The sequence below is a fragment of the Methyloceanibacter sp. genome (assembly GCF_058506495.1).
On record NZ_JBZMXT010000091.1, the window covers coordinates 1 to 8,055 of the forward strand.

Annotated in this window: 6 protein-coding genes and 1 pseudogene; 2 read left to right on the forward strand and 5 right to left on the reverse strand. The window is 57.8% G+C overall.

The features are described from left to right. Positions 1-191 (reverse strand): annotated as a pseudogene (locus AC33YF_RS11910) (LPS export ABC transporter permease LptG); the annotation flags it as partial. An 8-nt stretch (positions 192-199) separates the two neighbouring features. Next, on the reverse strand, positions 200-1,381 hold the full coding sequence (gene lptF, locus AC33YF_RS11915; protein ID WP_491777426.1) for an LPS export ABC transporter permease LptF: 1,182 nt from the start codon (positions 1,379-1,381) through the stop codon (positions 200-202). Positions 1,382-1,671: 290 nt separating this feature from the next. Between lptF and AC33YF_RS11920 the strand changes: the two genes are divergently transcribed. Then, a complete protein-coding gene (locus AC33YF_RS11920) occupies positions 1,672-3,186 on the forward strand; it encodes a leucyl aminopeptidase (RefSeq protein ID WP_491777427.1) in 1,515 nt (504 codons plus the stop codon). Between the two features lie 192 nt (positions 3,187-3,378). Continuing rightward, a complete protein-coding gene (mazG, locus tag AC33YF_RS11925) occupies positions 3,379-4,215 on the forward strand; it encodes a nucleoside triphosphate pyrophosphohydrolase (RefSeq protein WP_491777428.1) in 837 nt (278 codons plus the stop codon). Positions 4,216-4,253: 38 nt separating this feature from the next. Here the strand turns inward: mazG and hflX are convergent, their stop codons facing one another. The 3 genes from hflX to ntrX form a co-directional block, all read right to left on the reverse strand. Continuing rightward, positions 4,254-5,564, reverse strand: a complete 1,311-nt coding sequence (hflX, locus tag AC33YF_RS11930) for a GTPase HflX (protein ID WP_491777431.1) — start codon at positions 5,562-5,564, stop codon at positions 4,254-4,256. Positions 5,565-5,666: 102 nt separating this feature from the next. Then, positions 5,667-5,921 (reverse strand): RNA chaperone Hfq, encoded by a 255-nt coding sequence (hfq, locus tag AC33YF_RS11935; RefSeq protein WP_491777429.1) that lies wholly within the window; start codon positions 5,919-5,921, stop codon positions 5,667-5,669. A gap of 668 nt (positions 5,922-6,589) precedes the next feature. Then, positions 6,590-7,993, reverse strand: coding sequence for a nitrogen assimilation response regulator NtrX (gene ntrX / locus AC33YF_RS11940; RefSeq protein WP_491777430.1), 1,404 nt, complete (start codon positions 7,991-7,993; stop codon positions 6,590-6,592). Positions 7,994-8,055 lie beyond the last annotated feature (62 nt).

Genomic DNA, 8,055 nt, shown 5'->3' on the forward strand with positions numbered 1-8,055 from the left:
CGCAGGAGTGTGATCCACACCAAAAGAAAACCCGACGCTTCGTTCGAGTATTTTCCCGAGCGTCGAAGAATCTCTATGAAGTCCACGAAGAAGATCAGTACGCAGCATACTAGGAACATCGCCACCATAGCGGCGAGGAATCGCGCAGAGAAATAGCGCGCGAGCGTTCGACCTGCACTGATGCCTGGCATCTGCGCCTTCACCCCGTCTGTACCCCTCGTGCAGTCCACAACTTTATGTTTTTAGGCTGAAACTTGAGCTCGAAGTTCAGCCTGGACCGCAGTTCCGGCGACATTCTAACGTGCGCCGTCCACGCCGCAATCAGAATCGCCCCGATTGGAATAGCATATACCAGGACCACCGCCCACGCACTCAGCGTGACGAGGTTACCCGCCATTATTCCGGCGACCCTGATGGCAACAGCAAGCCCAAAAACCGTGAGAATCTGGCCCCATCTACTCTCGCGGGTCGTTCGCGCCTGGCCCATGAGCGCAATGGCAAGGAAGATGAACGCAAGAGGATAGAGCGGCGTTGCTAATCGATCATGTAATTCATAACGCAAAAGGCCGCGTTCTTTTTCTGATAGCTCGTATTCCCGAGGAGGAAATATGAGATCTATGGTCGGCATTTGTTTGGGCTCAAGCTTTTTCTGATTGCCTCCACCTTCCGTTAACTTTGAAAGATCGACCATATTCTGATCGAAAGCGATAATCTGGACCGCTCTTTCTTTATCTCTGGCGTTGTAGCGATGGACATAACCATCGAACATAATCAGAAAACTGCCGGTATCGTTACTCAGGATGCGGCCTCTGTCTGCAAGATAGCTCATGACCTGCTTGGAATCTCGCTCATCATGAAAGAGGAGGCCCAGCAACTCGCCGTCCGGCGATCGACCACGTATATGGAAGGTGAGGCCGCGCTCTGGGCTAGAAAACCGTCCTGGTTGAAGGACTTGGGAGATCAGATCGGCCCGCACCTGTGTAATCAGATCTCGTAGAGCCCGCATGGAAGCCGGGTTGACGTATACGTTCACGAGTAAGATCAAGGTGCTTACGATCAGCGCGAGAGCAATGAGGGGGCGGCAAATCCGCCACACCGTTGCGCCGGCGGCGGTCATCACAATGATCTCGCTATCGCCGTTCATCCTGTCGAGGGTGTACAGCGCGGCCATAAGGACAGCATTGGGCGCAATAAGCGCAATTAGGCTCGGCAGGCTTAGCGCCGTCATCTGAAAGAAGATGCTGAGTCCCTGACCCTGCGACGTGATAAGGTCGAGTTGTTTCAACGCTGTAGCCAGCCAGATGATGGCCGTCAGCGTGAGCAGGATGAGCAGGAACGCGCCCGTCACCTGCCGAAACATGTATCGGCTAAACAGCTTCATAAGCCTAAGTTTTCGAAGTCCCCTACACGAGCCGAAATCCAGCCGCCGGAAAATGCCCCCAAATTCGCGACAACCAGCTGGTTTCTTTTAGAAATTCGACCAGTTTAACATGGCGGAATTTCGGCCAATTTGAACGGGTTGCTTTCGTTTCCCGCAACACCTACGTACTGCGGAAGTTTTCCTGCCGATGTTGCATCAATGCACCACAGGCCCGCGGGCGCCCGCGAGACCCATTTCCTGCCGACCGCCGCTTCATTTCAGAGCGGTGTTACCCAAAGATGGAGTTGAAGTTGACTAATCCGACGACGTTGACGTTCGCCAGCCCGACCGCTGCAGCCGCCGATGGAATTGCTGTGGTGTTTGCGGAGGAGGGCAACAGGTTCTCTCCCGCGGCACAACATCTCGACAAGAAGACGAAGGGTCTCTTGAGGGCTGCCGCCAAGATAGCCGGCTTCAAGGGGAAAAGGGGAGCGAGTGTGGATGTGCTTGCGCCGCAAGGCGTGAAGTTCGCCCGCATTCTCCTCGTCGGGCTTGGGAAGCCAAAAGACTTTAAGAACGACGACTGGGTCAATCTTGGGGGTGCCGTGTGCGGCAAGCTTTCGGGCCGAGAGGGCGATACGGCGCATGTCTATCTTGAGGCGGCGAGAGACGAGATATCGCCGGAAGATGCAGCAGACTTTGCGCTTGGAGCGCAGTTGCGCAGCTACAACTTCGATAAGTACAAGTCTGAGAAAGCCGAGAAGGACAGTGATGCGAAAACGCTCAAAAAACTTGTCCTTCATTTCGCGGATCCTCGGGCGGGTACGCGGGCCTACGGTCAAGCACGCGCCGTTCTCAAAGGTGTTAATTTTGCGCGCGACCTTGTAAACGAACCCGCCAACGTCCTGAGCCCGGCCGAGTTCGCATCCCGAACGAAAACGCTCGCCAAAGCCGGCGTTCAGGTCACCATCTTGAGCGAGGCACAAATGAAGCGGCTCGGTATGGGCGCGCTTTTGGCGATCGGGCAGGGCAGCGACAATCCCAGCCACATCGCCGTGATGCAGTGGAAGGGTGGCGGTCAGAAGGGTGGCGAGCCCATCGCCATTGTCGGCAAGGGTGTCACGTTCGACACAGGCGGCATCTCCCTAAAGCCTGCCGGCGGTATGGAAGACATGAAGGGCGACATGGGCGGAGCGGCTTGCGTCGCTGGTCTCATGTTGGCCCTCGCCGAACGCAAGGCCAAGGTTAACGCAGTCGGCGTCATTGGTTTGGTGGAGAATATGCCAAGCGGAAAGGCGACGCGTCCGGGCGATGTCGTTGAGGCCATGTCCGGCACGACGATTGAGGTCATCAACACGGACGCGGAAGGGCGCATGGTTCTGGCCGACTGCCTCTGGTACGTCCAGGAGAAGTACAAGCCGAAAGCGGTCATCAATCTCGCGACGCTGACCGGCGCCGTCATGGTTGCCCTCGGCAAAGTGCATGCTGGCCTGTTCTCCAACAACGACGAGCTGTCGGAGGAGTTGATCGCCGCGGGTCTGGAGACTGGCGAGAAATTGTGGCGGCTGCCACTCGGGCCCAAATACGACAAGCTCATCGACTCCAAGGTCGCTGATATTAAGAACACGGGCGGCCGCTGGGGGGGCTCAATCTCGGCAGCCCAATTCCTCCAGCGATTCATCAAGCCGGATACGCCTTGGGCGCATTTGGATATTGCCGGCACCGCCATGGGCTCTGAGGCCAGCGACATCAATCGAAGTTGGGGGTCTGGCTTTGGCGTAAGGCTGCTCAACCGACTTATCAGGGATAACTACGAACGCCGCTAAGGTGTAGGTATCGTGTCAAGCCGGCGCCTTGCAGACGCCGCCGCGTATGTAGGTCCAACAGCCAGTATTTTCCATAATATACCTTATGCGAATCCAGGATGTGGCCTTGAGGCGGTTTAGGTTTGGTGCGTAAGGCAATGTTCTATCTATTAAAAACATGACTCCGAGGGTCTGCCCTTTGGGATGGCTGTAATGACCAAACCGCGCATAAAGTCCGACGACGAGACGTATACACTTGCGGATCTACTCGCTGTTATGGCGCGGCTAAGGGACCCTGAGGCTGGATGCCCGTGGGACGTGAAGCAGGACTTTGAGAGCATTGCGCCCCACACCATCGAGGAAGCTTACGAAGTGGCCGACGCCATTCAACGCGGCGACAAGATTGGCCTCAAGGACGAGCTCGGTGACCTGTTACTTCAAGTCGTATACCACGCGCAGATGGCCAATGAGGAAGGGTCGTTTTCGTTCGATGATGTCGCTGACGGGATCACGCGGAAGATGATCCGGCGGCATCCGCATGTGTTTGAGGATCCGGCACGGCGCGATGAGTTCTTGAACTCCGGTCTCTGGGAACGGATCAAGGCCGAGGAAAAAACTGAGCGCGGTGAAGCTACCGATACGATCAGCATTCTGAGCGATATCCCGGTAGGCCTGCCAGGGTTAACGCGCGCCTCGAAGCTGCAAAAGTGTGCCGCGGACGTGGGCTTCGATTGGTCTTATGTCGGACTGATAATCGACAAGGTCGAGGAAGAGCTTGCCGAGCTCAAGGATGCCATTGCAAACGGTGAATCGAAAGACCGGATCGCTGACGAGTTTGGAGATGTGGCGTTCGTGCTGGCTAATGTCGGCCGTCGCCTTGGCGTCGACCCGGAGTCGGCCTTGCGCGGAACGTGCGCAAAATTCATCCGGCGTTTCCGGCATATCGAGGCGGCGCTGGCGGATCAGGGACGCAGGCCAAAGGATGCCGATATCGACGAGATGGAAGCGCTCTGGAATGCGGCGAAACGCGCAGAGATAGACGCCACTTAGCAAGACTAGCCGCTAGAGCGTTGAGAGCAGGGAGTGCCCTACTCTGCAGCGGCCTGGAGACGTGAAGCGCCAGCGACGCGTGCAAGCTTGTCGCGCTTCTCAGGCGCTACTCGGATCCTTAGAGAGACAACGCCTTCACCGAGTTCGGCGCGTGAGATCACTTCGCAGTTCTCATAGATCCAATTGGACAGCGCCCCTTCCTGCGGTTGCACAACGATTTCAAGCATTTGGCGGCGCCGATTAAGCCGGCTTTCAATTTCTGTGAGCAGTGTGTCGAGTCCTGTCTCGCTCACAGCCGACACAAGAATCGCACCATGGCGTGCGGCTTCGTTCTCCGCATGCTCACACGCGGTCGCATCGAGAAGGTCCGCTTTGTTCCAAACCTCCAGCACCCGATCCGGTTCTTCGTCTGCGTTGATCCCGAGATCTGCAAGAACGGCGTTTACATCAGCGCGTTGGCTGTCGGACGCACCATCCGCGATATCGCGGACGTGGAGTATGAGGTCGGCCTCTTGAACCTCTTCGAGCGTCGCACGGAACGCGGCTACAAGGGTCGTCGGAAGGTCTGAGATAAAGCCAACCGTATCGGAGAGAACGGACTTCGACCCGTTGGGCAGACTAAGCGCGCGAATTGTTGGGTCGAGCGTGGCGAACAGAATGTCCTGGGCCAAGACCTCAGCGCCCGTCAGTGTGTTGAAGAGCGTCGATTTGCCCGCGTTGGTGTACCCGACCAGTGCCACCGCTGGATAGGGCACGCGTTGGCGCGATTTCCTGTGCAGCGCCCGCGTCTGGCGAACGTGTTCCAGCTCTTTCTGAATCTTCGTGATGCGCTCTGACAGCAAGCGCCGGTCGGTCTCGATTTGGGTCTCGCCAGGACCGCCCATAAATCCGAAACCACCTCTTTGCCGCTCCAAGTGCGTCCAAGACCGAACCAGTCGACTCTTCTGATAGACGAGATGGGCCAGTTCGACCTGAAGGCGCCCTTCCCGCGTCCGCGCGCGCTCACCGAAGATCTCCAGAATGAGACCGGTTCGGTCCAGCACCTTCGCTTGCCAGGCCTTTTCGAGATTTCGCTGCTGGACTGGCGAAAGCGGGTGATCGACGATGACGACCTCGGCCTCCTCCATGCGGATCACGCCCGCGAGTTCTTCGACTTTGCCTGAGCCGAACAGCGTCGCCGGCTTCGGCTGAGGCACCGGCACCACGCCGCTCGCTTGAATGTTGAGGTCGATCGCGGCCGCGAGACCCACAGCCTCCTCAAGCCGGGCCTGAGGTGTACGCATCGGCGCCGATCTCGTTGCCTGCCGCAGATCCCCTGCCCGGGACTTTCTGGATTTCGACTCTAGGATCGGCACAAAGACAACGGCGCGCACGCGATGCTGTGAGCGCGGCTCTTTGCGTTCTCTCGGTCCCTTTTTACTTGCGAGCTGTTTAGGGTCGGTTTGACGCAATTATTCCGCGGTACCTTCCGCATCGGTGATGTCAGTGAGCTGTATGGGCTGGCCAGGCATGATAGTCGAAATGGCATGCTTGTAGACGAGCTGCGAATGGCCGTCGCGGCGAAGCAGAACACAAAAATTGTCAAACCAAGTCACGACGCCCTGCAGTTTAACGCCGTTGACGAGGAAAATTGTGAGCGGAATCTTGGCTTTGCGAACGTGATTGAGAAAAGTGTCTTGTAAGCTTTGCGTGCGCTCTGTCGGCATGGGCTTATTGTCCCTTTGGTTCACGCTTGATCTCAAATAGGGCTCCGGATTGAGACGAACCGGCGTATGAGGGTCTTAAGACGTAAACACAATTCACATCTCTAAGGTATTAGACTAAGGAGGAATTCCCTTCGTGCACCTCCTCTCGAAGGCGAGTCACCAATATATCTTAACGCATTGCAGCGTTTCTTTCATTTGCTTTATCCACGGCCAATGAAAAGGGCGAGGTCGCGGTTCCCAGCGCCTTTGACGGCATCGGGTTCCGCTAAGGGGCCGGCCTGAAGCGGGTCTTCCCATGAATTAGCCGGGGCTCAGCCTGTGACCAGTGCGTTACTGCGCCCGCTCAGTTCCGGGAACCTCGGGGCTGGTTGAGAATGTCGGCATTTTGATCTCGAGGAGAGAAAAAACACGCGGTTGCAGTGATCTTGCCCGCTCGTGCAAACGCTGGTGGATACCCGTTAGGACTAGCCTGCGCTTGCGTCGCCACGGGAAGGCGCGACGAGGCGCTAGCGTGGCCGCGCCCGTTTCGCCGCTAGTGCGTATACTGACGACGGCTCAAGGAGAACGAGCGGTACTCACGCCGGCTCAACTAGGCGATCAAGAGAAACCCAAGGCTGCGCGGACTATGTTCGCTGCCGAAGCGCTCGCGACTGCAGCTTGAGTAAAGATCAGGCTCTTCCGACGGCGGCGTTTCTTTCGTTGGAATTGACGCCCAGTGCGCGAAGTTTCCGATGGAGCGCGGAACGCTCCATGCCGACAAACTCGGCAGTGCGCGAGATGTTCCCACCGAAACGATTGACTTGGGCCAGCAGGTACTCCCGCTCAAAAATCTCGCGGGCGTCTCTCAAGGGCAGCGACATAAGATGCTCGCCGCCCGCCCCGTTTGGCGTGAGCGGCACAGGAGAGACGATCTCGTCTGGCAGCATATCCGCGGTTACGATCGTGTCCGCATCGCCACCTACCAGGATCATAAGCCGTTCGACGTTGTTGCGTAACTGACGGACGTTGCCCGGCCATTCGTGCGATTGCAAGACGGCCATGGCGTCCTCGCCAATCCGGCGCGGCGGCAGGCCCGAGGCCACCGAGATGGTCTGCACAAAATAGCGAACAAGGTCCGGAACATCCTCTCGACGTTCCGAGAGCCCGGGAATTCGGATCGGGACAACATTGAGCCGGTGATACAGGTCCTCGCGCAGGCGTCCTGCCGAAATCTCCATTTGAAGGTCGTGGCTAGTCGATGACACGACCCGCACGTCGACATGCACCTTCGGGCCACCGCCGAGCCGTTGGAACCGCTGTTCGACGAGCACCCGAAGGATCTTTGCCTGGGTCTCTAGCGGCATGTCGGCAATCTCGTCGATGTAGAGCGTGCCGCCGTGAGCCTCCTCGAGCGCGCCGACTTTTCGCGGCCCCGTGCCTGTGCCCTCCTCCGTTCCGAAGAGTTCCAACTCCATCCGATCTGGCACCATCGCAGCGGCGTTCAGAACGACGAATGGACCGTCGGCACGTTGCGATTTGGCGTGCATCACCCGCGCGGCAAGCTCCTTGCCGCATCCGGAGGGGCCACTGATCAGAACCCGGCTATTTGTAGGAGCCACCTTCTCAAGGGCGTGCTGAAGTTGAGCAATTGCCGGCGACGTGCCGACCATTTCGAAGGAGTAGGAGCTGCGTTCGCGCAGTTCCCGGTTCTCGCGCTTCAGCTTTGATGTTTCGAGCGCACGCGCTGTGATGAGCACGAGCCGGTCGGCCTTGAAAGGCTTCTCGATATAGTCGTACGCACCGCGCTGTATCGCCGAAACGGCGGTTTCGATATTGCCGTGACCGCTGATGATAATGACTGGCAAGTCCGGGTGTGCCTTCTTGATTTCCTCCAACAACTCGAGGCCGTCTAGCCGCGAGCCCTGAAGCCAAATATCGAGAATTACGAGAGAAGGCCTCCTCTCCTCGATTGCTTGCAGCGTTTCGTCACTGTCCTTTGCGACGCGGGTGCCGTGACCTTCGTCCTCGAGGATGCCGGAGATGAGCTCCCTGATATCGGCCTCATCGTCGACGATCAGAATGTCAGACGCCATGGGTTACTTCCTCTTCTTCGACCGGCGCTTCGCGCGTTTCGGGCTTCGCGTCGGGTTTTGCG

Bases quoted from the DNA above. Each gene is read 5' to 3' on its own strand.
- ntrX (WP_491777430.1), bottom strand. From the start codon at position 7,993: ATGGCGTCTGACATTCTGATCGTCGACGATGAGGCCGATATCAGGGAG.
- hfq (WP_491777429.1), bottom strand. From the start codon at position 5,921: ATGCCGACAGAGCGCACGCAAAGCTTACAAGACACTTTTCTCAATCAC.
- mazG (WP_491777428.1), top strand. From the start codon at position 3,379: ATGACCAAACCGCGCATAAAGTCCGACGACGAGACGTATACACTTGCG.
- lptF (WP_491777426.1), bottom strand. From the start codon at position 1,381: ATGAAGCTGTTTAGCCGATACATGTTTCGGCAGGTGACGGGCGCGTTC.